General features: G+C 68.8%; 27 protein-coding genes. 6 read left to right on the top strand and 21 right to left on the bottom strand.

All coding sequences use genetic code 11. The annotated features are described in order from the left end of the window. Nucleotides 1–44 precede the first annotated feature (44 nt). Complete coding sequence (locus INQ48_02085; protein ID QRF58082.1) at nt 45–731, top strand: transcriptional regulator; 687 nt, start codon at nt 45–47, stop codon at nt 729–731. 48 nt (nt 732–779) lie between these two features. Continuing rightward, on the top strand, nt 780–1,361 hold the full coding sequence (locus INQ48_02080) for a superoxide dismutase [Fe] (GenBank protein ID QRF58081.1): 582 nt from the start codon (nt 780–782) through the stop codon (nt 1,359–1,361). Nucleotides 1,362–1,418: 57 nt separating this feature from the next. Here the strand turns inward: INQ48_02080 and speB are convergent, their stop codons facing one another. From speB to INQ48_02040, 8 genes are read right to left on the bottom strand one after another with little or no spacing between them, the layout of a single operon-like run. Continuing rightward, the gene (gene speB, locus INQ48_02075; GenBank protein ID QRF58080.1) at nt 1,419–2,363 is read right to left on the bottom strand and encodes an agmatinase; all 945 of its coding nucleotides are present in this window, start codon (nt 2,361–2,363) and stop codon (nt 1,419–1,421) included. A gap of 13 nt (nt 2,364–2,376) precedes the next feature. Continuing rightward, complete coding sequence (locus tag INQ48_02070; protein QRF58079.1) at nt 2,377–3,021, bottom strand: cupin domain-containing protein; 645 nt, start codon at nt 3,019–3,021, stop codon at nt 2,377–2,379. A 40-nt stretch (nt 3,022–3,061) separates the two neighbouring features. Next, complete coding sequence (locus tag INQ48_02065) at nt 3,062–3,790, bottom strand: urea carboxylase-associated family protein (protein ID QRF58078.1); 729 nt, start codon at nt 3,788–3,790, stop codon at nt 3,062–3,064. A gap of 7 nt (nt 3,791–3,797) precedes the next feature. Beyond that, entirely contained in the window at nt 3,798–5,135 is a 1,338-nt protein-coding gene (locus INQ48_02060; GenBank protein QRF58077.1) for a M20 family metallo-hydrolase, read from the bottom strand. Next, a complete protein-coding gene (locus INQ48_02055) occupies nt 5,132–5,926 on the bottom strand; it encodes an amino acid ABC transporter ATP-binding protein (protein ID QRF60573.1) in 795 nt (264 codons plus the stop codon). Before INQ48_02055 ends, INQ48_02060 begins: the two co-directional genes overlap by 4 nt. A gap of 20 nt (nt 5,927–5,946) precedes the next feature. Beyond that, the gene (locus INQ48_02050; GenBank protein QRF58076.1) at nt 5,947–6,612 is read right to left on the bottom strand and encodes an amino acid ABC transporter permease; all 666 of its coding nucleotides are present in this window, start codon (nt 6,610–6,612) and stop codon (nt 5,947–5,949) included. Continuing rightward, the gene (locus tag INQ48_02045; protein QRF58075.1) at nt 6,609–7,274 is read right to left on the bottom strand and encodes an amino acid ABC transporter permease; all 666 of its coding nucleotides are present in this window, start codon (nt 7,272–7,274) and stop codon (nt 6,609–6,611) included. The genes INQ48_02050 and INQ48_02045 overlap by 4 nt, the downstream gene beginning before the upstream one ends. A gap of 50 nt (nt 7,275–7,324) precedes the next feature. Continuing rightward, nucleotides 7,325–8,158 carry a transporter substrate-binding domain-containing protein gene (locus INQ48_02040; GenBank protein ID QRF58074.1) on the bottom strand — a complete coding sequence of 278 codons (834 nt, stop codon included), beginning with the start codon at nt 8,156–8,158 and terminating at the stop codon, nt 7,325–7,327. 347 nt (nt 8,159–8,505) lie between these two features. On the opposite strand from INQ48_02040, the gene INQ48_02035 reads away from it, so the two are divergent. After that, entirely contained in the window at nt 8,506–9,489 is a 984-nt protein-coding gene (locus INQ48_02035; GenBank protein ID QRF58073.1) for a tripartite tricarboxylate transporter substrate binding protein, read from the top strand. A gap of 70 nt (nt 9,490–9,559) precedes the next feature. On the opposite strand, the gene INQ48_02030 is transcribed toward INQ48_02035, so the two are convergent. The 11 genes from INQ48_02030 to INQ48_01980 form a co-directional block, all read right to left on the bottom strand. After that, complete coding sequence (locus tag INQ48_02030; protein QRF58072.1) at nt 9,560–10,039, bottom strand: hypothetical protein; 480 nt, start codon at nt 10,037–10,039, stop codon at nt 9,560–9,562. A gap of 95 nt (nt 10,040–10,134) precedes the next feature. Then, a complete protein-coding gene (locus INQ48_02025; protein ID QRF58071.1) occupies nt 10,135–10,392 on the bottom strand; it encodes a hypothetical protein in 258 nt (85 codons plus the stop codon). An 11-nt stretch (nt 10,393–10,403) separates the two neighbouring features. Continuing rightward, on the bottom strand, nt 10,404–11,168 hold the full coding sequence (locus INQ48_02020; GenBank protein QRF58070.1) for an SDR family NAD(P)-dependent oxidoreductase: 765 nt from the start codon (nt 11,166–11,168) through the stop codon (nt 10,404–10,406). A gap of 92 nt (nt 11,169–11,260) precedes the next feature. Beyond that, nucleotides 11,261–12,709 (bottom strand): hypothetical protein, encoded by a 1,449-nt coding sequence (locus INQ48_02015; protein QRF58069.1) that lies wholly within the window; start codon nt 12,707–12,709, stop codon nt 11,261–11,263. 98 nt (nt 12,710–12,807) lie between these two features. Then, a complete protein-coding gene (locus INQ48_02010) occupies nt 12,808–13,797 on the bottom strand; it encodes a branched-chain amino acid ABC transporter permease (GenBank protein ID QRF58068.1) in 990 nt (329 codons plus the stop codon). An 11-nt stretch (nt 13,798–13,808) separates the two neighbouring features. Further along, nucleotides 13,809–14,684, bottom strand: coding sequence for a branched-chain amino acid ABC transporter permease (locus INQ48_02005; GenBank protein QRF58067.1), 876 nt, complete (start codon nt 14,682–14,684; stop codon nt 13,809–13,811). Nucleotides 14,685–14,729: 45 nt separating this feature from the next. Further along, nucleotides 14,730–15,929, bottom strand: coding sequence for an ABC transporter substrate-binding protein (locus INQ48_02000; GenBank protein ID QRF58066.1), 1,200 nt, complete (start codon nt 15,927–15,929; stop codon nt 14,730–14,732). Nucleotides 15,930–16,139: 210 nt separating this feature from the next. Next, nucleotides 16,140–16,847 carry an ABC transporter ATP-binding protein gene (locus INQ48_01995; protein QRF58065.1) on the bottom strand — a complete coding sequence of 236 codons (708 nt, stop codon included), beginning with the start codon at nt 16,845–16,847 and terminating at the stop codon, nt 16,140–16,142. Further along, nucleotides 16,847–17,617, bottom strand: a complete 771-nt coding sequence (locus tag INQ48_01990; GenBank protein QRF58064.1) for an ABC transporter ATP-binding protein — start codon at nt 17,615–17,617, stop codon at nt 16,847–16,849. Before INQ48_01990 ends, INQ48_01995 begins: the two co-directional genes overlap by 1 nt. Before the next feature lie 46 nt (nt 17,618–17,663). Next, on the bottom strand, nt 17,664–19,481 hold the full coding sequence (locus INQ48_01985) for a tannase/feruloyl esterase family alpha/beta hydrolase (GenBank protein QRF58063.1): 1,818 nt from the start codon (nt 19,479–19,481) through the stop codon (nt 17,664–17,666). 92 nt (nt 19,482–19,573) lie between these two features. After that, nucleotides 19,574–20,491 (bottom strand): 3-hydroxyacyl-CoA dehydrogenase family protein, encoded by a 918-nt coding sequence (locus INQ48_01980; GenBank protein ID QRF58062.1) that lies wholly within the window; start codon nt 20,489–20,491, stop codon nt 19,574–19,576. A 275-nt stretch (nt 20,492–20,766) separates the two neighbouring features. On the opposite strand from INQ48_01980, the gene INQ48_01975 reads away from it, so the two are divergent. Continuing rightward, nucleotides 20,767–22,200 (top strand): sigma 54-interacting transcriptional regulator, encoded by a 1,434-nt coding sequence (locus INQ48_01975; GenBank protein QRF58061.1) that lies wholly within the window; start codon nt 20,767–20,769, stop codon nt 22,198–22,200. Between the two features lie 12 nt (nt 22,201–22,212). Here INQ48_01975 and INQ48_01970 read toward each other — a convergent pair whose 3' ends face one another. Together INQ48_01970 and INQ48_01965 are read right to left on the bottom strand one after the other, a co-directional pair. Further along, nucleotides 22,213–22,683 (bottom strand): hypothetical protein, encoded by a 471-nt coding sequence (locus tag INQ48_01970; GenBank protein QRF58060.1) that lies wholly within the window; start codon nt 22,681–22,683, stop codon nt 22,213–22,215. Beyond that, the gene (locus INQ48_01965; protein ID QRF58059.1) at nt 22,680–23,468 is read right to left on the bottom strand and encodes a Crp/Fnr family transcriptional regulator; all 789 of its coding nucleotides are present in this window, start codon (nt 23,466–23,468) and stop codon (nt 22,680–22,682) included. The genes INQ48_01970 and INQ48_01965 overlap by 4 nt, the downstream gene beginning before the upstream one ends. Nucleotides 23,469–23,553: 85 nt before the next feature. Here INQ48_01965 and INQ48_01960 point away from each other — a divergent pair, with 85 nt between their 5' ends. Together INQ48_01960 and INQ48_01955 are read left to right on the top strand one after the other, a co-directional pair. Continuing rightward, nucleotides 23,554–25,527 (top strand): AMP-binding protein, encoded by a 1,974-nt coding sequence (locus tag INQ48_01960; protein ID QRF58058.1) that lies wholly within the window; start codon nt 23,554–23,556, stop codon nt 25,525–25,527. Nucleotide 25,528: 1 nt separating this feature from the next. Beyond that, complete coding sequence (locus INQ48_01955) at nt 25,529–26,311, top strand: ABC transporter ATP-binding protein (GenBank protein QRF58057.1); 783 nt, start codon at nt 25,529–25,531, stop codon at nt 26,309–26,311. The last annotated feature ends 42 nt before the right edge of the window (nt 26,312–26,353 follow it).

Below are 26,353 nucleotides of genomic sequence, written 5' to 3'. Positions count from 1 at the left end.
ACGGGTTGCCGCCTTTACGTTCCGCTCCCCACGAAGACCGCGCCATGTCCGCCAACGACACCGCCGACGCCAAGCCCGCCTGGACCCCGCACCAGCCGGCCGACCGCATCCTCTCGACGCTCAAGACCCGCGGCGCGCTCGGCATTCCCGACATCGCCAAGGTGCTGCAGGTCACGGTGGAGGCGGTGCGCCAGCAGATGGCCAAGCTGCAGGCCGAGGGCCTGGTCGACGCCGAGAGCCGCAGCGCCGGGCGTGGCCGGCCGACGCAGATCTGGCGGCTCACGGCGCAGGGCCACGCGCGCTTTCCCGACACGCATGCCGAGATGACGGTGCAGATGATCAGCGCCGTGATCCAGGTGTTCGGCGAGAAGGGCATGGACCAGCTGATCGGCGCGCGCGAGGAGGCCATGCGCGCCAGCTACCGCGAGGCCCTGCGCGGCGCGCGCGGCATCGCGGCGCGGCTGGAGCGACTGGCCGAGGTGCGCAGCCGCGAGGGCTACATGGCCGAGTACCGCGCCGACGACGAGGGCGAGGGCTTCCTCTTCATCGAGAACCACTGCCCGATCTGCACCGCGGCGCGCGCCTGCACGGGCTTTTGCCGCAGCGAGCTGCAGCTCTTCGACGAAGTGCTCGGACCCGACGTCGCCGTGAGCCGCGTCGAGCACGTGCTCGCGGGCGCGCGGCGCTGCGCGTACCGCGTCGTTCCCAAGACGGGCAAGGGCGCCGGCTGAGCGCCCGGCCCGCTTCATTTTGTTTTTATCAACCAGAAGGACCCCACGATGGAACACACCCTGCCTCCCCTGCCGTACGCCCTCGACGCGCTGGCACCCGAGTACTCGAAGGAGACCCTCGAGTACCACTACGGCAAGCACCACAACGCCTATGTGGTGAACCTCAACAACCTGCAGAAGGGCACCGAGTTCGAGTCGCTCACGCTCGAAGAGATCGTCAAGAAGTCCAGCGGCGGCATCTACAACAACGCCGCCCAGATCTGGAACCACACCTTCTTCTGGAACTGCATGAAGCCGCAAGGCGGCGGCGCTCCCAGCGGCGCGTTGGCCAAGGCCATCGATGCCAAGTGGGGCAGCTTCGACGCCTTCAAGGAAGCCTTCGTGAAGTCGGCCGTGGGCAACTTCGGCTCGGGCTGGACCTGGCTGGTGAAGAAGCCCGACGGCAGCGTGGACATCGTGAACACCGGCGCCGCCGGCACGCCGCTGACGACCGCCGACACGGCGCTCTTGACGGTCGACGTCTGGGAACACGCCTACTACATCGACTACCGCAACCTGCGTCCCAAGTTCGTCGAGACCTTCCTGGCCAAGCTGGTCAACTGGGACTTCGCCGAGAAGAACTTCGGCTGATCGACCCGTGGTCGATCGGGTTCGGGGCCTGCCCGCGAGGGCACCCGAACCCCTGCCTCAGCGCCTCGAGGCCACGCTGCGCGCCAGCAGGCAGAGGATCTCGTACATCAGCGTGGCACCGAGCAGCGCCGTGCTGCCCGAGGGGTCGTAGGGCGGCGACACCTCGACCACGTCCCCGCCCACGAAGTCCAGCCCGTCGAGGCCGCGCAGCAGGCCCAGCGTCTCGCGCGTGGTCATGCCGCCGATCTCGGGCGTGCCGGTGCCCGGCGCGAACACCGGGTCCAGGCCATCGACGTCGAGCGACAGGTAGGTGGGCCCGTCGCCGACGATGCGCCGCGCCTCCTGCACGATCGCCTCGACGCCCCTGGCCTCGAACTCCTCGATGAAGACCACGCGCATGCCGCTGTCGAGCGAATAGCGCCAGCCCTGGTCGGAATTCTGTGCGCCGCGGATGCCGATCTGGATGGTGCGCTTCGGATCGAGCAGCCCGGCCTCGACCGCGCGGCGGAACGGCGAGCCATGGCTGAACTTGGAACCGAGGAAGTCGTCCCAGGTGTCGGTGTGCGCATCGATGTGCACCATGCCGAGCGGCCGGCGCGGCTGCATCGCCTGGAACACCGGGAAGGTGATCGAGTGGTCGCCGCCCGCGGCCAGCACCGTCTTGCCGGCCGCGAACAAGGGCTCGAAGAAGCGGCGGATGTCCTCGTGCGAACGCTCGAGGTGGAACACGTCGGTGAACGGCACGTCGCCCACGTCGGCCACGCGGCAGGCCTCGAAGGGATTGAAGCCGGTGACGTGGTGGATGGCGCGCGTCATCGACGACATGTTGCGGATCTCGCGCGGACCGTAGCGCGCGCCGGGACGCGCCGTCACGCCGCCGTCGAAGGGCACGCCGGCCAGGGCGATGTCGAAGTCCTCGAGGCGCTGCGCGAAGGGCACGCGCATGAAGGTCGGGATGCCGCTGTAGCGCGGCAGCGTCTGCATGGCGGTGTCTGTGTGCATGGCGGGAACGGGTTCAGAACGTGGCCGGGGTGTTGGTCCACAGCACCCGGGTCTGGGTCTTGCCGGGATTGCGGTAGCTGTGCGGCACGTCGCTGGAGAAATAGAAGGAGTCGCCGGCCGACAGCCGGTAGACCTCGTCGCCCAGGCGCAGCTCGAACTCGCCCTCGATCACGTAGCCCATCTCCTCGCCGACGTGCGCGATCTGCTCCAGGCTCTCGGCCTTGGGCTCGAGCACGTGGATGTCGGCCTGCAGCAGCTGGCCGCGGATCGGCACGATCACGCGCTCGAGCTTCACGCCGCGCTTCTTGCCGCGCAGGCCGGTGAACTCGATCACGGGGCGTTCGGAGGCGCGCGTCACCGGCGACATGGGCGGCGCGAACGAGGCCGTGAGCTCGGCGACGTTGGTGTCGAGCGCACGCGCGAGGCGGTGCAGGTTGGCCAGCGAGGGCATGACCTGGCCGCGCTCCACGCGCGACAGCAGGCTTTCGGAACAGCCGGCGGCATCGGCGAGCGCCTTCAGCGTGAGACTTCGCACCATGCGCGCATGCTTGAGCCGCGGGCCCAGCGCCGACAGCGCGAGGTCCGGGTCGGCCTCCACCGGTGCCGGCGAGGCGGCAGCGGCAGCGGGAACGGCGGTGGTCTTCTTGGCAGTGCGCATGGCGTCGAGTCGTCAGTGGGCCGGCGGCGCGCCGGGAAGCTCAGGCATCCGCCAGCACGGTGAAGTGCACTTCGACCGGGCGGTTGTCGTTGATGGGAACGATGTCCTGCGGGCAGGCCGACATGACGACCACGCAGTCCATCTCGGCGCGCAGATCCACATGGTCGCCGGCCTTGGAGACGGGCGGCAGCCAGTCTACGCCGCCGCCCGCGCCCACCGGGATGTTCATCCACAGGTTGAGCGGCTGCGGCACCTCGCGCGCGCGCAGGCCGATGGCCTTGAGCGCCATGCGCATGTTGTCGGCGCAGTTGTCGTGGTACTCGGTCACGCCGAGGTTCTGGTAGCGGTAGGCGTCGCAGGCGGCCATGAGCGTGTCGTGCACGCCGGGCGAGGTGTCGGCCACGAGCGTCATGATGGGACGGCGGCGGTTGGTGGCGAGCGGATCGCCGGCCTTGGGCATGATGCGGTCGATGACCGCGCGCGCATGCTCCATCGACATGAACTCGCTGAGGTCGTCGGCCTTGAAGGCCCAGAAGTCGCACACCTGGCTGCCGTGCGTGTTGACGACGCGGATCACCTGGCCCTTGGCGAGCCGCACGGCGCGGCCGTTGCGCGCGGGCACTTCGTAGCGCTTGCCGAGTTCGGGCGTGCCGTCGGCGGATACGGGCTCGCGCAGCGTGCGGTTGGCGCCGACGGGTTCGCCGTTGTCGGCCACGTGGGCATGGGTGTGGGTGTCCGTGTGGAAAGAGGAAGTGGCTTGGTCGTCCATGGTCTGGCTAGTCCTTTGATGCTTCGGGAGGGGTGGAGGAAACGAGCGGCCCGGCCAGCCGCGCGAGGCACCAGGCCAGGGCGCGCGTGCAGGCCGCGAGGTCGTCGATGGGGGTGTCTTCGTCGGGGTGGTGGCTCACGCCGCCGCGGCTGGGCGCGAACAGCATCGCGCTGGGGCAGAAGCCGGCCAGCGGCATGGCGTCGTGGAAGGCGCCCGAGAGCATCTCGCGGTGGCTCAGCCGCAGCGCGGCGCAGGCCGCGCGCGCCAGGCCCGCGAGCGCGGCGTCGAAGCGCACGGTGGGCTTGTCCTGCAGCACCTCGATCTGGCCGCCGGCCGGCAGCGCCGCGTCGACGAGCGCGCGCACCGCGTCGAGCGCGGCGGCCTCGGGATGGCGCGCATCGACGGTGAAGACGACGCGTTCGGCAATGGTGTTGATCGACCCGGGGCTGCACTCCCAGCGGCCGATGGTGAGGCGCAGCCGGTCGTCGCCGCACCGCGCCGCATGTTCGAGCAGCGCATGGGCCATGCGCACGGCCTTGGCCTGCGCATCGTCGCGCGCGGCCAGCGGCGTGGTGCCCGCGTGCGCGCTGCGCCCCGGCACGGTGATGCGGAACCAGCGCACACCCTGGATCGCGCTCACGCAGCCGACCTGCAGGCCCTCGGCCTCCAGCACCGGACCCTGTTCGATGTGCGCCTCGATGTAGCCATGCACCGGGCGCGCGAGCGGTGTGTCCATCCAGTTCCAACCCTGGCGCAGTGCTTCCGCGCGCAGGTCGTCCACGGCGGCATCGCGCGCGGCCTCGAAGCGCAGGCCGTCGCCGTCGCGCACGCCGAGGAAGGCCTCGAGCCGCTGCGGCGCGGTGAAGGCGACCGAGCCCATCAGCCCGGGCGCGAAGCGCGAGCCCTCCTCGTTGGTCCACATGGCGACGTCGATCGGCCGGCGGGTGCGCAGGCCGAGACGGTCGAGCGCATCGAACACCTCCAGGCCCGCCGCGACGCCGAAGGCGCCGTCGAGCCAGCCGCCCAGGGGCTGGGTGTCGATGTGGCTGCCGGTCATGGCTGGCGACAGCGTCGGGTCCTGCCCGTCGCGCCGGACGAACACGTTGGCGGCGGCGTCGATGCCGACGCGGTAGCCGGGCCGGCGCGCGAACGGCTGCACCAGCCACCGCCGCGCGGCCAGCTCGTGCGCGCACAGCGCCTGGCGCGCCACGCCGCCGCCGGTGCATGCACCCGCGGCACCATGCGCCGCCAGGCCACGCAGCCGGGCCTCGAGGCTCGCGGTGCCGACCGCGCGCGCCACGTCGCCCGCCAGGGCCGCGTCCCGCATCTCGTCGAGCGCGTTCATGCGAGCGCTCCCGCCGCGGGATGGCCGAGGCTGCGGCGGATCCACGGCTGCAGGAAGGCCTGGATGCGCGGATGGGCCGGCGCGTGGATCACCTCGCGCGGCGTGCCGATCGTCACGATGCGGCCCTTCTCCATGAACACGATCCGGTCCGACACCTCGGCCGCGAAGCTCATCTCGTGCGTGACCATGATCATGGTCATGCCGCCGCGCGACAACGACTTGATCACCTCGAGCACCTCGTCGACCAGCTCGGGATCGAGCGCGGAGGTCGGCTCGTCGAGCAGCATCACCTCGGGCCCGACCGCGAGCGCGCGCGCGATGCCCACGCGCTGCTGCTGGCCGCCGCTGAGCTGGGGCGGCCGCGCATCGGCCTTGGCCGACATGCCCACGCGCGCCAGCGCCTCGCCGGCCACGGCACGGGCCTGGTCCGCGCGCAGCCCCTTGGCCAGCGTGAGCGGCGCCATCACGTTGGCCAGCACCGTCATGTGCGGCCACAGGTTGAACTGCTGGAACACCATGGCCACCGGCGCGCGCACCTCGGCGACGACGCGCTCGCTCTCGCGGACCAACGCGCCGGCCGCGCTGCGGCGGTAGCCGAGCAGCGCGCCGCGGATGCGGACCTCGCCCTCGTCGTAGGCCTCGAGAAAGTTCATGCAGCGCAGCAGCGTGGTCTTGCCCGAGCCCGAGGGGCCGATCAGCGACAGGACCTCGCCCTTGCGGATGTCCAGGTCGATGTCCGACAGCACGCGCTGCGGGCCGAAGGACTTGCCGACGCCGCGCAGGGAGACGATGGGAACGGTCACGGGAGCATTCATGGACGGGAGGTTTCTCGAAGGGCGGCCCAGGCGCGCAGCGTGCCGGCCGCGCGGTTGACGAGCAGCGACAGGCCCCAGTAGCTCAGCGCCAGCAGCAGGTAGGGCTCGACGTAGACGAACTGCTCCGACACCACCTTGCCGGCGGTCATCGTCAGTTCGGGATAGGTGATGACCGAAGCCAGCGCGGACTCCTTCATCAGCAGGATGGTCTGGCTCGCGATCAGCGGCAGGCTGGCGCGCAGGGCCTGCGGGCATTCGATGGTGGCGAAGATCTGGCGCGAGGACAGGCCCATGCAGCGCGCGGCCTCGATCTGGCCGCGCGGAATGCTCTGCCAGCAGGCGCGGAAGATCTCGGCGAAGTAGGCGCCGCCGTAGACCGCGAGCGTGAGGCCGGCGGCGGCGAAGGGATCGAGCGACAGGCCCGCGCTCGGCAGGCCGAAGTAGACGATGAACAGGTGGATCAGGAACGGCACGCCGCGCCACACCGCGGTGTAGGCGGTGTAGAGCCAGCGCGCCGCGCGCCAGCCGGTTTCGCGCAGCGCGTGGAAGGCGAAGCCCACGACCAGGCCGCCCGCCAGGCCCGTCAGCGTGAGCAGCACGGTGCGCAGCGCGGCCGCGCCGAACGCGGGCAGCAGCTGGCCCAGCAGCGCCGTGTCGATCATGGCCGCTCCATCCGGCCGCGCAGCCAGTGGCCGAGCCACAGCACCGCGCCGGTCATCAGCAGGTAGCACAGGCCCACCGAGACATAGACCTCGAGCGGCCTGAAGTTGGCCGCCACGATCTGCCGCCCGCCGCGCGCCAGGTCGGCCACCGAGATCACCGAGACGATGGCCGAACTCTTCACCACGTCGACGCCCTCCGACACCACGGCCGGCCACACGGCCCGCGCGAGCTGCGGCAGCTGCACGTGGCGGAAGATGCGCGCGGGCGGCATGCCGAACGAGGCCGCGGCCTCGATCTGCCCGGCCGGCACCGCCACCAGCCCGGCGCGCAGGATCTCGCACTGGAACGCGGCGGAGTTCAGGCCCAGCGCGACGATGGCCACCAGCAGCGGCGGCAGGTCGAGGCCGTAGGCGCTGGGCAGGTAGAAGAGCATGAGCAGCTGCACCAGCAGCGGCGTGCCGCGAAAGAAGCTCAGGTAGGTGCGCACCGCGGCCGGCAGCAGGCCCCGGCCGCCGCGCCGCAGCGACAGGCCCAGCAGCACCGCGCCCCAGGCGAAGCCCAGCAGGATGGCGGCGACCGCCACGCTCAGCGTGGTGACGGCGCCCTGCAGCAGCACGGGCAGGTAGGCGGCCAGCCGCTCGAGAAGGGTGGTTGCGTTCATTGGGAGCGCGGTGGTGCGGAGTCAGGAGGCGTCGTGTGGAGCAGGCCCGCTCACATCTGCGGCGCCGGCACCGCGTCGGTGGGCACCTCCATCGCGAAGCCGAACCACTTCATCTGCAGCTCCTTGAGCTGGCCGCTCTTCTGCGCACGCGCGATGCCGTCGCTGAAGAACTTGACCAGCGGCGCGCTGTCGGCGTCCTTGCGGCCGACCCAGCCGAAGTAGGTCTTGGGGCCGATGGGCGCGGGCATCACCGCGTAGATGTCGCCGCGCGTCTTCACCAGCGTCGCCAGGTTGGAGAGCGACTGCGCCACCGCCACCAGCCGGCCGGCGGCCAGGTCGGCATAGGCCTCGTCGAAGCTCACGTACTCGCGGATGGTGACCGCCGGCTTGCCCTCGGCCTGCAGCTTCTTCGCATAGTCCTGCAGCGCGCGCAGCTGGGCCGAGCCGGCCTGCGAGCCCACCGTCTTGCCCGCGATGCCCGCGGGGTCGGTGAGCGCGGCGTCGTCCTTGCGCTTGACCAGCGCCGTCGTGGCGTCGGCGATCGGCACGGTGAACGCGAACTTGTCGGCGCGCTCCTTGGTGAGCGTGACCGAGGTCACGACGAAGTCGAAGCGCCGGGTCGCCAGGCCCGGCAGGATGCCCTGGAACGGCACGTCGAACTGCTTGACCTTGACCTCGGGCAGGTCGGCCAGGATCAGGCGCATCAGGTCGGGGCCGTAGCCCACGATCTTGCCGTCCTGCAGGTATTCGAAGGGCGCGAACTGCGCCTCGGTACCGATGACGATTTCTTTCTTGTTCTTCACCGTCTCCAGCATGTCGGCGCCGTGCGCGGCACCGAGCAGGAACAGGGAAAGAACGCCGGCGATTGCGCGATGGAACAGCATGAGCGGGGCCCTCGGGTGTGGATTGAAGCAGGTGCGTAGAGATTCAGCAAGCAACTTGCATTCATGCAAGTCACTTGCTTAGAACACACAAGTTCCATGCCAGCCGAAATCGCGTTGGCGGCACGGCCGTGGTGCCGACAGCGGCGCCAAAGGGACAAGGGACGGCGCGAGGCGCACTAAGGGAGTGCAGGGAGTGCAAAATCGGGGGACGCCGCCACGCCTGGAGAAGACGGCCATCGCGAACCGCGAAATCCCGTTCGGGGTCGTTCCGGCACACTGCACCCTGGTGCAGCGATGCGATGGCTTCCAGGCTGCAACCCGATCCGTCCAGATACAGAGACAAACCCATGATCCGACAACTCATCCGCCCGCTGGCCCTCGCGCTGGCACTTCCGCTGGCCTTCGGCGCCGCCTCCACCGCCCAGGCCCAGACCTATCCCGCCAAGCCGATCCGCATGATCGTGCCCTTCCCGCCCGGCGGCGGCACCGACATCCTGGCGCGCCTGGTGGCCCAGAAGCTCACCGAGACCAACCACTGGACCGTGGTGCCCGACAACCGCGCGGGCGCCGGCGGCACCATCGGCATCGCCGAGGCCGCGCGTGCCGCGCCCACGGGCTACGACATCGTGATGGGCCAGAAGGACAACATGGTCGTCGCGCCCTGGCTCTACAAGAACCTCAGCTACGAGCCGACCAAGGACCTGACCGCGGTGGCCCACGTGGCCTTCACGCCCGTGGTGATCGTCACGCAGGCCAACTCCAAGTACAAGTCGCTCGACGACGTGGTGAAGGCCGCGCGCGCCGCGCCCGACACCATCACCTACGGCTCGCCCGGCAACGGCACCACCATCCACCTGGCCGGCGAGATCTTCAACGGCGCGGCCAAGATCAAGATGCGCCACGTGCCCTACAAGGGCTCGAACGCGGCCATGATGGACGTGCTCGCGGGCAACGTCGACCTGATGGTGTCGTCGGTGCCCTCGGCCATGGCCCAGATCAAGGCCGGCAAGCTGCGCCCGCTGGCCGTGACCTCGGCCAAGCGCAGCAGCTCGCTGCCCGACACGCCCACCGTGGCCGAGCTCGGCTACAAGGGCTTCGACGTGAGCACCTGGTATGGCCTGTTCGTGCCGGCCAAGACGCCCAAGGACGTGATCGCCACCCTGAACGCCGAGGTCAACAAGCTGCTGGCCACGCCCGAGATGCAGGCCGCGATCATCGCGCAGGGCGCCGAGCCGCAGAGCATGACGCCCGAGCAGTTCGGCGCGCTGCTCAAGACCGACTACGAGAAGTGGAAGGGCATCGTGCAGGCCTCGGGCGCGACCATCGAGTAAGCGCGCAACCGCCCGCGAACGAAGAAGGAGGGCGCGCTGCGCCCTCTTTTCGTTGGTGGACGGCGCTTCTTCAACGCGCCGACACGGGCATCGGCGCGGCGGGCAGCACCAGCGATGCGCCCGAGCGCGACGCCCGGTCCCAGCCGGGGTGCCGCTGCGCGCGCTCCAGCTCGGCCGTCACTTCGGCGCGGGTCTTCGGCCTGGCATTGGTCACCGGAACCGGCGCGCCATAGGCCAGGAAGTCCTTCCATTTCGGATCGTCCTGCGCCGCCGCCAGCTCGCGATCGACCTGGCCCGCCGACTTGCCCGCGCCGGACAGTTCGGCATGGGTCTTGACCCCGGTTTCATTGGCCGCGAAATGCGAAGGCGCGTCGACGTGCTGCACGCTTTGCTGGGCGGAGGCCATGAGCGGCATGAAGCCGGCGATGGCGGAGGCGGCCGCGAGCGCGGCGATTCTTGTGTTCGACATGCATATCTCCTTGGGATGTTCCCCGCGCTGGATGTCGGGCGCGGGGGTGGAGACAGGCGGCGATCCGTTCTGGCTGGCCATGCGCGGGGCGTCGATCTCTCCACGCCCACACACTAGAAACGCAAACGAACGCGGACTTATCCGCCCGGTTACGTTCTCGTCATCCGAGGCCCGGCTCAGTCCGGCACGAACTTGCGGTTGAACACCGCCACGTCCGACTCCAGCTCGAAGGCCGCGAGCTGGCCCATCTTGCCGTCGCTCAGGCGGCAGGCCGCGAACAGGCTGTGGCGGCCCTGGAAGCCGAATTCGTCCATCACGATCAGCGCGTACGGATACGGCACGAAGACCTGGTGCGTGAAGACGATGCGGTGCTGGTTCCTCGGCGAGGGAAAGAGCTTGTACTCGCCGGTGTCGATGCCCTGGGCAGTGGCCATGGCGCGGGTGCTCAGTCCGGATCGCGCACGTCGGCCACCGGCTTGGCGCCGAAGTCCGCGCGCGCGAGGTACTTGAGCACCTTCGCGGCCGCGCTCGCGGGGCTGTCGAGCAGGCCCTCGCTCTTGAGCTTCTCGAAGCGCGTGCGGTCGGGGAAGTTCTCGGCCGATGCGCCACGCAGTTGCACCTGCATGTCGGTGTCGATCACGCCGGGCGCCAGCGACACGATGCGCGCGCCGTTCGGCAGGTTCGCTTCCTCGAGCGCGACCGCGCGCGAGTAGTGGTCCATGCCGGCCTTGGCCGCGCAGTACGGCGCCTGGCTGCCCATGGCGTTGCGGCCCAGGCCCGAGGAGATGTTGAGCACCTTGCGCGCGCCGCGCCAGTCGCGCGTGCCGCCGAGAAAGGCCGCCGTCAGCAGCAGCGGCGCTTCGAGCCCGATGCGCAGCGCCTGCGACAGCTCGCCATCGACCGCGGAAGCGAGCGGCGCGGGATTGCCGACCGTGCCCGCGTTGTTGATCAGCGTGACGCCGTCGAAGCGCTGCGCGTCCTGCGCGGCCAGCCATTCGCGCAGGCGCGCGGCCGAGGCGACGGGGTCGGACAGGTCCTGTTCCCATTGCACGAGCTCGACGCCGGCCGCCTTCGCCTGTTCGGCGAGCTCGGGGCTCTGGCGGCGCGAGATGCACAGCAGGACGTGGCCGGGTTGCAGCAGCTGTTCGGCCATGGCGCGGCCGAGGCCGCGCGATGCGCCGGTGATGAGGTAGAGGTGGGAGGTGGGCATGGGGGCGATGATAGTGAAGCGCCCGGAAACGGCAGCGCCAGGGTCTTCCGCCCGGCCTTCGTTCAGCCGGCCGCCCATCCCCACCCGAGAACTCAATTCGGCGGCGGCGGAAACGCCAGCGCGTTGCAGGGCTCGGCCGGCTGCACCAACTTTCCGTAGAGCACGTCGTAGGCCAGGGTGCCCATCACCTCGAGGCCCCGCGTGTTCAGGTGGATGGGGCTCCTGGGGTCGTAGCAGGCGGTCGCGATCCCCAGCGGCGCTCGATCCGGATTGCCGACGACGGTGGCGAAATCGATGACGCTGTCGAAATAGCCCGAGGTCTTGATCCAGTCGTTGATCTGCCGCCACTTGAGGTCGCTGGACGCCGAGTAGTAGCCGGTCGGCACCAGATTGCCATCGATGCCGACGATGTCGCCGATCGGCGTGTTCACGCCGCCATGGATCCTGATCTTGCGGAAGCGCGCCAGATCCACGAAGTACTTGTAGCGTTCGATGATGTCGGCCGCGGAGGACTTCGAAAGGTCGTTGTCGCCTGCGAGGATGATGATGTCCGTCGGGTCGCGGGATAGCACGTCGCGCAGGAAGCGGTCAAACAGCGAGGGCCCGTTGTTCGAGTTGAACATGGCGTTGCCGCTGATGCCGGCATTGCCCACGCCGAGCGGCTCGTCATTGGTGTTGGCCAGCTTCGACAGCACGGCGGGCCACGGGCTCTGGATGCCCACGGCGCTGTAGCCGGCCGTGATCGATTCGCCCACGGCCACGACCACGCGCGTTGCCTCGGGCGCGAGCACCTTGACCTCGCTCAGGTTGAACACGCCGTTGTAGGTCTCGTACTCCGGCGCGACCGCCGACAGCGAGGCTTCGGCCGCCACGTCGCGGTTCCTCACCACGTAGAAGCCGGGCAGCGGAACGGCGGCGTTCATGTGCATGTCGGCGTACTGCACCTTGCCCTGGAAGTGCAGGCTGATCATCAGGTCCGAGAGCTTGGGCACCGCCATCGCCACGGGGTCGCTCAGCAGCTCCTCGCCGGCGGGCACCTCGGCCAGCGTCTTGCCGCCATCGAAGGTCAGGACCCGGCGCGTGGCTGGATCGATGGCGGTTGGATCGGAGGGCTGCGAGGCATCGGGCAGTGCCACGCTCGCATGATCGACGCGCAGGGTGGTGCTGCCGAACACGTTGGACAGCCGCACCCGGACGCCCTCGCCGCCCACGCTGGTGCGGATGCGCACGCGGACCGTGTCCGAGTCATTGTTCTGCAGCCGGTTGGCATACATGGCGGACTGCCAAGTCGTGGCCCATCGGGTCTTCTTCTCGGACGGCACGGTCGGTGGCGGCTCCTCGGGCGGTGCGACCGCGGGCGGAGTGACGGACGGTGCCACGGCGTTGGCGGCGGCGATCGCCGCGGCATCGACCTCCACATTGCTGTCTCCGCCACCGCCGCATGCCGTCAACAAGCCGACGGCCAGGGCCGCCAGCATCCGGCGCCAAGCCTTCTCGAAAGAACGCTGGCCTGCCCACACTGCTTCGAGTGCTTTCTTCATGATGCCTCCTTGGGTGTCCGGTTGCCCGGGTTGAGATGACTTCTGGGGTGGGATGCCTCGCTGCTGGTGAAGGTCGAAGGGCGGCGATCAACGCGCCATCACTTCTTCTCCCGGCGCCGGTCGATGAACGCGATGACCTCGCCCATGATCCCCTTGCGGAAGGCCAGCACGCAGATCACGAAGATCAGGCCTGTGACCATGGTCACCGACTCGCCCAGCGTGTTGAACCAGTCGATGGTGGTGATGCGCGCGAGCAGGTTGCCCAGCTCGCCGATCTTGTTCTCCAGCAGCACCACCACGGCCGAGCCCACCAGCGGCCCCGACAGGGTGCCCAGGCCACCCACCAGCGTCATCAGGATCACCTGGCCCGAAGCGGTCCAGTGCACGTCCGACAGGGTCGCGAAGCCCAGCACCAGCGTCTTGAGCGAACCCGCCAGCCCCGACAGCGCCGCCGAGATCACGAAGGCCAGCAGCTTGAAGCGCGCCACGTCGTAGCCCAGCGACAGCGCGCGCGGCTCGTTCTCCTTGATGCCCTTGAGCACCTGCCCGAACGGCGAGTGGATGGTGCGCACGATCAGCAGGAAGGCAGCCGCCACGATCGCCAGCGCGACGTAGTACATCGTCAGGTCGTTGCTCAGGTCGATGAGGCCGAACAGCTTGCCGCGCGGCACGCCCTGCAGGCCGTCCTCGCCGCCGGTGAACCTCGCCTGCAGCGCGACGAAGAACATCATCTGCGCGAGCGCCAGCGTGATCATCGCGAAGTAGATGCCCTGGCGGCGGATGGCCAGCACGCCGAACAGCCAGCCCAGCAGCGCGCCCACCAGCGTGCCCGCGATCAGGCCCAGCTCGGGCGTGAGGCCCCAGACCTTGATCGCATGGCCGGCCACGTAGGCCGAGCCGCCGAGGAAGGCCGCATGGCCGAAGGACAGGAGCCCGGTGAAGCCCAGCAGCAGGTTGAAGGCCGAGGCGAACAGCGCGAAGCACAGGAGCTTCATCACGAACACCGGGTAGGCGCCGAAGAACGGCGCCAGCACCAGCGCGACGAGCAGCAGGCCGTAGAAGACGGTGGAGATCTTTTTCATGTTCATGCCGCCTGCTCTCACTTCTCTTTGCCGAACAGGCCGGCAGGACGCACCAGCAGCACGATGACCATGATGACGAACACGACGGTGGACGAGGCCTCGGGGTAGAAGACCTTGGTGAAGCCCTCGATCACGCCCAGCCCCAGCCCGGTGAGGATGGCGCCCATGATCGAGCCCATGCCGCCGATCACGACGACGGCGAACACCACGATGATCAGGTTCTGGCCCATCAGCGGCGAGACCTGGATCACCGGCGCGGCCAGCACGCCCGCGAAGGCCGCGAGGCCCGCGCCGAAGGCATAGGTCAGCGTGATCATCAGCGGCACGTTGACGCCGAAGGCCTCGACCAGGCGCGGGTTCTCGGTGCCCGCGCGCAGGTAGGCGCCGATGCGGGTCTTCTCGATCACGAACCAGGTGGCGATGCACACGACCAGCGAGGCCACGACCACCCAGGCGCGGTAGTTGGGCAGCACCATGAAGCCCAGGTCGGTGGCGCTCGACAGCGCCTCGGGCGCGTCGTAGGCCAGGCCCGAGACGCCGTAGATGGAGCGGAACACGCCCTCGATGAGCAGCGTGAGGCCCAGCGTGAGCAACAGGCCGTAGAGGTGGTCGAGCTTGTAGATCCAGCGCAGCAGCAGCCGCTCGATCAGCACGCCGAACAGGCCGATGACGATGGGCGCGGCGATCAGCATCACCCAGTAGTTGATGCCGAAATATTCCATCGCCATCCAGGTGAGCACCGCGCCGAGCATGAACAGCGCGCCGTGCGCGAAGTTGATGACGTTGAGCAGGCCGAAGATGACGGCCAGCCCGAGGCTCAGGATGGCATAGAAGGAGCCGTTGACCAGCCCCAGGAGGAGCTGGCTCAACAAGGCGGGAAGGGAAATGGTCATAGGGGGTTCAGCAGGCGCGGGCCCGGACGGGCCCGCGGGGGTCGATCACTTCCAGAGCGCGCACTTGCTCTCGGCCTTGGTCGTGAAGATCTGGTCGCCCGGCAGCGTCTTGAGCACCTTCAGGTAGTCCCAGGGCTTCTTGGACTCGGACGGCGACTTCGCTTCCACCAGGTACATGTCGTGGATGAAGCTGCCGTCGGCACGGATCTGGCCCTTGCCGTAGAAGTCGTCGATCTTCATGCTCTTGAGCTGCGCCATCACCTTGTCGGCGTCGGTGGTCCTGGCCGCCTGCACCGCCTTCAGGTAGGTCATCGTGGCCGAGTAGTCGGCGGCCTGCACGTCGGTCGGCATGCGCTTGGTCTTCTCGAAGAAGCGGTTGGCGAACTTGCGCGTGTCGTCGTTGAGGTCCCAGTACCAGCTCGTGGTATGCAGCAGGCCTTCGGTGTTCTTCAGGCCCAGGCTGTGGATGTCGGTGATGAACACCAGCAGGCCGGCGGTCTTCATGGTCTTGTTGATGCCGAACTCCCTGGCGGCCTTGATCGAATTGATGGTGTCGCCGCCGGCGTTGGCCAGCCCGAGGATCTGCGCCTTGGAGTTCTGCGCCTGCAGCAGGAAGGACGAGAAGTCGGAGGCGTTGAGCGGATGCTTGACGCCGCCCACCACCGTGCCGCCCTTCTCCTTGATCACCGTGGTGGTGTCGGCCTCGAGCGCGGCGCCGAAAGCGTAGTCGGCCGTCAGGAAGAACCAGCTCTTGCCGCCGCGGTCGACCACCGCCGCGCCCGTTCCCTTGGCCAGCGCGACCGTGTCGTAGGCGTAGTGCACGGTGTAGGGGCTGCACTGCTCGTTGGTGAGCGCGGAGGACGCGGCGCCGTTGTTGAAGTGCACGCGCTTCTTCTCGGTGGCCACCTTCGCGGTGGCGAGCGCGGTGCCGGAGTTGGTGCCGCTGAACACCATGCTCAGGCCCTGCGTGTCGATCCATTCGCGCGCCTTCGACGCGGCGATGTCGGCCTTGTTCTGATGATCGGCCGTCAGCAGCTCCACGGGCTGGCCGTTGACCTTGCCGCCGAAGTCGTCGATCGCCATCTGGATCGCCATCGCGGCGTTCTTGCCCTCGAGGTCGGCATAGAGACCGGACATGTCGGTGATGAAGCCGATCTTGACCTTCTCCTGCGCCTGTGCCGCGCCGAGGCCTCCGAGGGCGAGCAGGCCGAAGCCGAGCGACAGAAGGGGATGCCTGGTGTTCATGATGAATGTCTCCTGGGTGAATGAAAAGGAATGGCGGACACGGAGGTCTCGCTCAGGATGTGCGGCCAGATCGAGAGGGCAACGCCGGTGTCGCGCCGCCTGAGCCGCCAGCCGTCGAGGGCTCTGCGCGCCGGCAACGCGGCGCTCTCGCGGGGCGGCGGTCGCCCCGATCTGCGCACGACGTTCCGGATGTTCTTCATGTCCTGCGGCCTAGACGCCGAGCAGCTCGGTGAGCACGGGCATGCGGGCTTCGAGCTCGTCGGCGCCGAACTTCAGCGCGATGCGGCCGTGCTCCATCACATAGAAGCGATCGGCCAGCGGCGCCGCGAAGCGGAAGTTCTGCTCCACCATCACGATGGTGTAGCCCTTGGAACGCAAGGTCGTGATCATTCGTGCGAGCGCCTGCACGATCACCGGCGCCAAGCCTTCGGATATCTCGTCGAGCAGCAGCAGCTTGGCGCCCGTGCGCAGGATGCGCGCCACCGCCAGCATCTGCTGCTCGCCGCCCGACAGCCGCGTGCCCTGACTGTGGCGACGCTCCGCCAGGTTCGGAAACATCGCGTAGATCTCCTCGACCGACATGCCCTGCCCCGCGCCTTTCAGCTCCGGCGGCAGCATCAGGTTCTCCTCGCACGACAGGCTCGCGAAGATGCCGCGTTCCTCGGGGCAGTAGCCGATGCCCAGGTGCGCGATGCGGTGCGTGGGCATCGCGATCGTCTCCCGGCCATTGACCTCGATGCTGCCCTTGCGCGCGCCGGTCAGGCCCATGATCGCGCGCAGCGTGGTGGTGCGGCCCGCGCCATTGCGGCCCAGCAGCGTCACGACCTCACCGGGCTGCACGACCATGTCGACGCCATGCAGCACATGCGATTCGCCGTACCAGGCTTGCAGGCCCTTGATCTCGAGTGCGGCGGTCATCAGTGAGCCCCTTGCAGTTGGCCGTCCGTGGTGCCCATGTAGGCCTCCATGACCTGCGGGTTCTTCGAGACTTCCGCGTAGGGGCCTTCGGCCAGCACGGCGCCACGCTGCAGCACGGTGATGGTGTCGGCGATGGTCGAGACCACGCTCATGTTGTGTTCGACCATCAGGATGGTGCGGCCTGCCGACACGCGCTTGATCAGCTCGGCCACGCGGTGCACGTCCTCATGGCCCATGCCCTGCGTGGGCTCGTCGAGCAGCATCAGCTCGGGCTCCATCGCGAGCGTGGTCGCGATCTCCAGCGCGCGCTTGCGGCCGTAAGGCAGGTTCACGGTCTGCTCTTCGGCGAGATCCTCCAGGCCGACCTCCGCGAGCAGCTCGCGCGCCCGGGCGTTGAGCGGCTCGAGCGACTTCTCGCTCTTCCAGAAGTGGTACGAAGTGCCGAGCCTGCGCTGCAGCCCGAGGCGCACGTTCTCCAGCAGCGTGAGGTGCGGGAACACGGCCGAGATCTGGAACGAGCGGATGATGCCGCGCCGCGCGATCTGCGCGGGGCGCTCGCCCGTGATGTCCTGGCCGTTGAAGAGGATCGTGCCGCTGGTGGGTTCGAGGAACTTCGTGAGCAGGTTGAAGCAGGTCGTCTTGCCCGCGCCGTTGGGTCCGATGAGCGCGTGGATCGAACCGCGCACGACCGAGAGATCGACCTTACTGACAGCAGTGAAGCCCTTGAACTCCTTGGTGAGCTGGCGTGTTTCGAGAATGCAGCCGCTCATCGACGGACCTCTTCGCGCGGCGTGGTCTGGTTCATGCGCGCCTCGTTCATTCGTTGACGCACGAGAAGCTCGCCGCCACATCGACGTCGCCGCTGCCCTTGTACCTGGGCCAGGCCGGGTAGTCGCAAAGCGGCCGGGTGCGGCGGGGCACGCTCGCGGTCATGGTCACGGGGTCGATCGGGGCGTCGGTCACGATCGGCGCGGTCGGTGCCGCGTCCTTCTCCACCCAGTTCTCGAGCGCGCTCAGCGAATCCCAGCTGGCGTTGAACACCGTGCCGACGGCATGCGCGTAGCCCGGGATCTGGTAGTAGCGCATGAAGCCCTTCACGCGCTCCGCACCCATGGTGGCGCGCACCCGGTTGAAGTACTGGTCGGTAGCGCGCGTGCTGACCAGTTGATCGGCGGTGCCATGCGCCATCAGCAGCTTGCCGCCGTTTGCGGCGAACGCCGACAGGTCGGCCTGGTTGATGTCCTGCAACCCCGTGAGCTCGGCGATGCGTGCCTGCCAGGGGCCGGGATTCTCGGGATCGAGCGTCAGCGAATCGAAGGCGGGGTTCTTCGTCACGAAGAAGCGCACCCACTGGTCCCAGAAGTTCGAGTGGAAGGGCGCGAACGCGGGCATCGGCGAGGCGGGCGGCTGCGCTCCCAGGCCCAGGTAGGCGACGGTCACCTGGCTCGGATCGGCACCGGACCGACCGAACTCGGCGCCCCAGGCATTGAAGCCCGGATACTGGTTCTCTCCGCTGCCGAGCGGATAGTTGAAGACGGCCGGCGTGTCGATCACCTTGAAGGCGGCGATCTGCGCATCCGACAGGCAGTCGTCCGCGGTGTCGGCGCCGCCCGGGCAGCGCAACGGTCGTCCGTCGAGCAGCGCGGTCACGGGATCGAAGCGCTGGTTGCAGGCGTTCTGGTTGCCGATCACTCCGTCCTTCACGCCGTCGATGGCATCGCAGGCCTGCATCGCCGCATCGAACAGCGCGCCGCGCTTCGCGAGGCTGGGGTAGGCACCGGGTTGGGCCAGCGCGCGCGTGATGCGGCCGAACTGCAGGTCGAGGCTGGCCGCGTTGAAGGCCGGGTAGAGCACGATGGCGCCGTTGAAATCGGTCGGCCATTTCTGCACCACCGCGAGCGCCTCGCGGCCGCCCGACGAGCCGCCCGCGAAGTAGCTGCGTTGCGGACGCTGGGCATAGCGCTGCTCGATCAGGAACACGGCCGCGTCGCGCGTCTTCTTGAGCGCTTCGAACGAGAAATTGCGCAGCGCTTCCGTGTTGAGTGCGAAGGCCCCGGGGTTCTTGGCGTCCGTGTTCGCATCGTGGCCCGAGTCGCTTGCGAACACCGCATAGCCTCGCCCGATCGGATCGAGTGCGTCGACGGGACCGGCGGGCACGTTGCCGGCGACAGCGGGAATGCTGCCGTCGTAGCCGCCACCGCCGTACATCATGGCCTTGCGGTTCCACTCGGTAGGCAGCAGCAGCGTCAGCTTGATCGGCGGCGCGGCGGGATCGACCGGCGCGATCTCGGCGCTGAGCTTGCAATGCTCGCCGTAGCTCTTCGGCGCCTTGCCGCCCGCGGGCACCAGCGTGGCCGCCGTCACCCTGGCGCCGCCGGTGGCGAGCGCGATCGCCGATGCGGGAACGGTGAGCGTCGCCATCTGTTCGCAGTTCAGCGGCGTGGCCGCGGCCGGCGCGGGTGCCGGGGCCGGTGCTGGCGTTGGCACCGCCGCCTGCGGGACGAAGGCCACGCCATCGCCGCTCCCGCCGCAGGCGCCCAGCAAGGCCGCGGCGGCGAGCGTCGCGGCGAAGGAGATGCGTGGCACGGCGCTCGTCGCGCGGCGTTGCAATGAAAACTCGATGCTTCTGTTCATGCTTGTCTCTCTTTGTGGTGGAGTCGAGAAATCGCCATGCGTGCATGGCCTGCGGGATTCACGGCGACGGGCGCCGATCGATACGGTGGGCGCTACCGCGCCAACATGCGCCGCCGGCGTTCGCGCACCGACTGCCTGCGCGCGTCCGTCCATTCGTAGAAGCCGTGACCGGTGGTCGCGCCGCATCGGCCGGCCGCCACCAGGGACTGCAGCAGTTTCAGCACCGACTCGCTCTTCTCGAGCTGCGGCATCAGGTGGCCGCCGATGTCGAGGAAGGTGTGGAGGCCGCCGAGATCGGCCGTCTCGAGCGGACCGAAGGACGCATAGCGCTTGCCGATGCAGGCGCGCACGACCGCATCGACCGTGGCCGCGTCGGCCACGCCGCTTTGCACCAGGTGGAGCGCTTCGCGCAGCACCGCGAACTGGATCCGGTTGCCGACGAAGCCGGGCGCCGCCTTGCTCAGCAGCACCGCCTCGAAGCCCGCGCTTTCGAGCCGGCCGCGAAGGGCCGCGCAGGCCTCGGGCACGGTGGCTCGCGCCGGAACGAGTTCGACGAACGGGATGACATGCGGCGGATTCCAGAAGTGCGCGACGAGAAAGCGCTCGGGATGCGCCATGCGCTCGCACAGCACATCCGGCATGAAGCCGCTGGTGTTGCTCGCGATCAAGGCATAGGAGGGCAGCACGGCCTCGAGCTCGGCATAGAGCGCATGCTTGACCTCGAGCCGCTCGACGACGGCCTCGAACACGAGCGATGCATCGGCCAGCGCCGCAAGGTCGGCCACGACGCGAATGCGCGCGCGGGCCGCGTCGCGCTCGGCCTCAACGATGCGGCCCGCGGCCATCAATTCCTCGAAGATTTTTTCCGCCAGCGCGGGCAGCTCGGCGCGCCGCGCCTCGCTGAGATCGAACACGTCGACCGCTTCACCGGCGAGTGCCAGGCAGCTCGCGATGCCCACGCCCATGAGGCCCGCTCCCACCACGGCCACGCGTCGATTGATCTCGTTCATGCAACTTGTCTCCAGCATCTTGTGGCGCCGAAATCGCTCGGCCCTTGGCGCTGGTTTTGCAGAAAGCGTGCCCGTCGATCTCGGCCGTGGCGGCGCGCACATTTCTCATTCGGGCGCTCCGCGTAAACCCGAATGCCGCGAGCGCACGCGACGCTGTGCAGGCGATGTCCAATACTGTCCAGGCCATTGCACACGACGTCCAACAACTGGACATCGATTCGAACCGACTACAGTCACGACCCTGCGCGCGCCACCGCGAACCAAGGGAGTCAGCCATGCTGCAGATCAAGGGAGACCAGGCCTTCGACCTGGCGAGCATCCGGGGCCAGGCCCTGCAGTCCTTCTTCGAGCTGTTCGGCCAGCTCGCCGAGGGCGCCTTCGTGATCGACCGCGACAGCAAGGTCATCTGGGCCAATGCGCGCTACCTCACCTTCATCGGCCTGGAGCCCGACCGCCCGGTGGTCGGCCAGCACATCTCGACGGTGGTGCCGACGACCCGCATGCCCGAGGTGGTCGAGACCGGCCGCTCGATTCCGTTCGACGTGATCGAGGTCAACAACCGCTGGGCCGTGGTGTCGCGCTTCCCGATCAAGAACGACGCGCAGGAAGTCATCGGCGGCTTCTGCTTCGTGCTGTTCGACGAGATCGATCCGCTGCGGCCGATGCTCGCGCGCATCCAGCAGCTGCAGAGCGAGCTCGAGCGCACGCGCTCGAAGCTCAACCAGCTGCGCCGCACCAAGTACGAGTTCAGCCACTTCGTCGGCTCGAGCCCGCAGGCCGCGCAGGTGCGGCGCAGCGCGCGGCAGGTCGCGGCCACCGACTCGACGGTGCTGCTGCTCGGCGAGACCGGCACGGGCAAGGAGCTGGTCGCGCAGGGCATCCACGCGGCCTCGCGGCGCGCGCGGCAGAACTTCATCGGCGTCAACGTGGCGGCCATTCCCGAGGAGCTGATGGAAGCCGAGTTCTTCGGCTCGGCGCCGGGCGCCTACACCGGCGCCCATCCCAAGGGCCGCACCGGCAAGATGATGCTGGCCGACAAGGGCACCTTGTTCCTCGACGAGATCGGCGACATGCCGATGCGCATCCAGGTCAAGCTGCTGCGCGCGCTGCAGGAGCGCGAGATCGAGCCGATCGGCGGCAACACCGTGATCCCGCTCGACCTGCGCGTGATCGCGGCCACCAGCCGCGACCTGCGGCAGCTGGTCGAGACCGGCCAGTTCCGCGCCGACCTCTATTACCGCCTGAGCGTGGTGCCGATCCAGATCCCGCCGCTGCGCGAGCGGCTCGAGGACCTGCCCGAGCTGGTCGACCTGTTGCTGGCCGAACTCTGCGCCACGCTCGGCATGCGCGAGAAGGACATCGCGCCCGACGCGCTGGCGCTGCTCGCGACGTTCGGCTGGCCCGGCAACGTGCGCGAGCTGCGCAACGTGCTCGAGCGGGCCTGCGTGGTGGCCGGCGATGCATCGGAGCTGCGGGCCGAGCACATGCTGCTCAACGTCGGCGCGCGGCCGGCCGCGGTGCCTGCAACGACGGCATCGGTGGCCGCGGCGCGCCACGACCTGCACGCCGCCGTGAACGAAACCGAGCAGAAGGCCCTGCTCAACGCGCTGCAGGAGACCAAGGGCAACAAGCTGCTCGCGGCCCGCCTGCTCGGCATCAGCCGCTCGACGCTCTACAACAAGCTCAAGCAGATGGCGCTCGAGCGTTAGCGACCCACGCGCTCAGCCGCCGCGGAACTGCCCGCGCAGGAAGTTGCGGTGCCGCGCGATGTGCCCCAGCTGCGCGGGCGCGATCGTGCCGCCCAGGTCGTTCTCGTCCGCGCCGTTGAGCACCGCGTTCGCATGCGCGAGCGCGCGCGCCACGATCTCCTGTTCGCTCACGCCGAGCTGCGCGCCCAGGTCCAGCGCCACGCGCCGCATCGCGCGCTGCGACAGCATCCACATCGCGCCGAAGCGGTCCCACGCGAGCGCGGACTCGCCGGCCTTCTCGTGCTCGGCGAGGATGTCCTTGAGCGGCTTGGCGAGCAGCTCGTCCATGGCCTCGAGCCGCTCGCTCAGCGCGGCATTGCGCTCGGCCAGCTGCTCGGGCGTGGCCCCCGGCTCCGCCGCCTTGGGCGCGGGCGGCGGCGGTGGCACGAAGCCGGCCACGTTGGCATCGGCGGGAACGATCTGGAGTTGGTCTTGCAGGCTCATGATTTCTTTCCGTGGCCGGTGTCAGTGGAAGAGGTCTTGCGGCTCGTCATCGCCGTCGCGCGCAGGCCCGGCAGGTCGAGCACGCGCAGGCCGCCGTATTCGACGCGGATCAGGCCCTGCGCCGACAGCCCGTTGAGCGCCTCGTTCACGCGCTGGCGCGACAGTCCCACGAGGTAGGCGAGTTCCTGCTGCGTGATGCGCAGGACCTCGCCCACGCCCGGATAGAGCACGGGGTTGAACAGCGAGACCAGGTTGCGCGCCACGCGCGCGTCGGGGTTGTTGAGGCGGTCGATCTCGAGCGCGGCGATGAACTGGCCCAGGCGCTCGTTGAGCTGGTTCATCACGAAGCGATTGAAGCCGATCGAATGGTCGAGCAGCCAATGGAAGCTCTCGATCGGCAGGCCCGCGACGAGGCTGCGCCGCAGTGCCTGGATGTTGTAGCGGTAGGGCTCGCGCTTCATCACCGTGCCTTCGCCGAACCATCCGCCGGGCGGCACGCCGGTGTAGGTGACCGAGCCGCCGTCGGCGTTGTCGTTGCTCATCTTGAGCAGGCCCTCGACCACGCCGAACCAGTAGGTGGGCGAGCGCCCCACGCGGCACACGAGGTCGCCGACCTCGGCCTCGCCGACCACCAGCGCGGCCTCGGCACGGCGGCGCTCGGGCGCGGTGAGCGTGAGCAGCCAGGGGATGCCGTCGAGCTCGGCGGCATTGGGCGGACGCACGCGGTCCTTGATCGAACTGCCCGCGGCGAGGGGGAGGTTGAGCGAGGGGCTGCCGGTCGGCATCGGGAAACTCCGGGGAGTAGTGTCCCTAGGATTGTCGTTGGAACGACAACTGGACGTCAAAGTGCGGCCCTACGATCCGCGCACCGTGCAAACAAACGCCCTCACCTTTCCCCGCCTGCTGCTTGCGCATGCGCAAGCGCAGCCCGAGTCGCCCGCGGTGCGGGAGAAGGACCTCGGCATCTGGCAGACCTGGACCTGGCGCGCCGTGGCGCAGGAAGTGCGCGAGATCGCGTGCGGCCTCGCGAGCCTGGGCTTCCAGTCCTTCGACAACCTTGCGATCGTCGGCGCCAACCGCCCGCATCTCTACATGGCGGTGGTCGCGGCGCAGAGCCTGCGCGGCGTGCCGGTGCCGCTGTACCAGGACGCGGTGGCCAACGAGATGGTGTTCATGCTCGACGACGCGGCCATCGACTTCGTGGTGGTCGAGGACCAGGAGCAGGTCGACAAGCTGCTCGAGTGCCGCGACCTGCAGGCCGAGCGCGTGGCGCGCGGCGAGGGCCGCCAGGGCATCCGCCACATCGTCTACGACGACCCGAAGGGCCTGCGCCACTACGACCAGCCCGGCCTGATCAGCTACGACCGCCTGCGCGAACTCGGCCGCGCCTACGACCAGGCGCACCCCGGCGTGTTCGACGCCGCGGTCGCCAGCGGCGAAGCCACCGACGTCGGTGTGATCCTCTACACCTCGGGCACCACCGGCCGTCCCAAGGGCGTGTGCCAGACGCATGCGAGCTTCATCGCGGCGGGCCGCGGCGGCGTGGAGACCGACAGGCTCGGCCCCGGCGACAACATCATGAGCTACCTGCCGATGGCCTGGGTCGGCGACCACCTGTTCTCGGTGGCGCAGTGGCTGGTGGGCGGCTTCACGCTCAACTGCCCCGAGTCGGCCGCCACGGTGATGAACGACATGCGCGAGATCGGCCCGAGCTACTACTTCGGCCCGCCGCGCACCTTCGAGGGCCTGCTCACCGCGGTGTCGATCCGCATGGAGGACGCGGCCGCTCCGAAGCGCTGGCTCTATGCGAAGTTCATGGCGCTCGCGCAGCGCGTGGGCGCCGACATCCTCAACGGCCAGCCCGTGGGCGCCGGCGACCGGCTGCTGTACGGCCTGGGCAACCTGCTGGTCTACGGGCCGCTGCGCAACGTGCTGGGCATGAGCCGCATCCGCGTGGCCTACACCGCGGGCGCGGCGATCGGGCCCGACCTGTTCCGCTTCTACCGCTCGATCGGCGTCAACCTCAAGCAGTTCTACGGCCAGACCGAGACCTGCGCCTACGTCTGCCTGCAGCAGGACGGCAAGGTCAAGCTGCAGACCGTGGGCACGGCCGCGCCGGGCATCGAAATCAAGATCGCCGACGACGGCGAGGTGCTGGTGCGCGGCGTCTCGGTGCTCAAGGAGTACTACAAGCGCCCCGACGCCACGGCCGAGGTGCTCGATGCCAACGGCTACTTCCATACCGGCGACGCCGGCGTGCTCGACAGCGAGGGCCACCTGCGCATCATCGATCGCGCGAAGGACGTGGGCCGGCTCGCGGGCGGCGCGATGTTCGCGCCCAACTACATCGAGAACAAGCTCAAGTTCTTCCCGCAGATCAAGGAAGCCGTGTGCTTCGGCCATGCGCGCGAGGAAGTCTGCGCCTTCATCAACATCGACTTCGAGGCCGTGGGCAACTGGGCCGAGCGCCGCGGCCTGGCCTACGGCGGCTACGTCGACCTGGCCGGCAAGCCCGAGGTGCTGGCACTGATCGCCGAGTGCCTGGGCAAGGTCAATGCCGACCTGGCGGCCGAGGCCGGCATGGGCGAGACGCAGATCGCGCGCTTCCTGGTGCTGCACAAGGAGCTCGATCCCGACGACGACGAGCTGACCCGCACGCGCAAGGTGCGCCGCGGCTTCATCGCCGAGAAATACGCGGTGCTGGTCGAGGCGCTGTACGCCGGCAAGACCGAGCAGTTCATCGAGACCCAGGTGAAGTTCGAGGACGGCCGCACGGGCACCGTGAGCGCGACCCTGAAGATCGTCGAGGCGAAGCGCTTCGCCGGCATGGCAAAGGCGGCCTGACATGGCAAGAAAAACCGGCGACGTCATCCTGGACGTGCAGAACATCTCCCTGAGCTTCGGCGGCGTGAAGGCGCTGACGGACATCAGCTTCAACGTGCGCGAGCACGAGGTGCGGGCCATCATCGGCCCCAACGGCGCGGGCAAGAGCTCGATGCTCAACTGCATCAACGGCGTGTACTGGCCCCAGCAGGGCTCGATCACCTTCCGCGGCCAGACCTTCAAGCACATGAACTCGCGCCAGGTGGCCGAGATGGGCGTGGCGCGCACCTTCCAGAACCTGGCACTGTTCAAGGGCATGAGCGTGCTCGACAACATCATGACGGGGCGCAACCTCAAGATGAAGAGCGGCCTGCTCGCGCAGGCGCTACGCTGGGGCCCGGCCGAGCGCGAGGAGCTCAAGCAGCGCGAGTTCGTCGAGCACATCGTCGACTTCCTCGAGATCCAGGCGCACCGCAAGACGCCGGTGGGCCGCCTGCCCTACGGCCTGCAGAAGCGCGTGGACCTGGGCCGCGCGCTCGCGATGGAGCCGCAGGTGCTGCTGCTCGACGAGCCGATGGCCGGCATGAACGTGGAGGAGAAGCAGGACATGAGCCGCTTCATCCTCGACGTGAACGACGAGTTCGGCACCACCATCGTGCTGATCGAGCACGACATGGGCGTGGTGATGGACATCTCCGACCGCGTGGTGGTGCTCGACTACGGCAAGAAGATCGGCGACGGCACGCCCGACGAAGTGCGCAACAACGAAGACGTGATCCGGGCATACCTGGGCGTGGAGCATTGATATGTGCCCCCACGCTCATCACTTTGTGTATTCACTGCCCCC

The sequence above is a fragment of the Variovorax paradoxus genome, assembly GCA_016806145.1.
In the GTDB taxonomy this organism is placed as follows: domain Bacteria; phylum Pseudomonadota; class Gammaproteobacteria; order Burkholderiales; family Burkholderiaceae_C; genus Variovorax.
This window is presented reverse-complemented; position numbering and strand designations above follow the sequence as displayed.